This is a genomic window from Oleiphilus sp. HI0066 (genome assembly GCF_001635725.1).
In genome coordinates, this window is record NZ_LWFH01000945.1 from 1 (window position 1) to 368 (window position 368).

Sequence of the window (368 nt, forward strand, 5' to 3'; positions counted from 1 at the left end):
CGTTAGTTTGGTACGACTCGCCGAATACTATCGCACAGTTAAAAGGCTTGTCTGATGCCGAGCTGCGTCAAAAACTTCAAGCGATATATCCCCAAGAATTACCTGATATTGAACAGATTCTTCAGGTCGCTTCGTTTCCTCTTGCCAAGTCACATGCTCAGCAATACTCAGGAGAGCGTATTGTTCTGGCCGGTGATGCTGCGCACACAATTAATCCTTTAGCTGGTCAGGGTGTTAATCTCGGGTTTATGGATGCCGCGGTATTGATTGAGGAGCTCGGTAAAGCATTGATTTATTACCTAGCCTTATCAGATCGGTCGGTGTTAAAGAATTATGAAAAGCAGCGACGTATGTTTAATCAACTCATG

1 protein-coding gene is annotated in these 368 nt (G+C 44.6%); it reads left to right on the top strand.

What is annotated here, in order from left to right:
• Positions 1–368 (top strand): FAD-dependent monooxygenase (locus A3738_RS10770; RefSeq protein WP_197473805.1); only part of this gene is annotated, 368 nt, incomplete at both ends.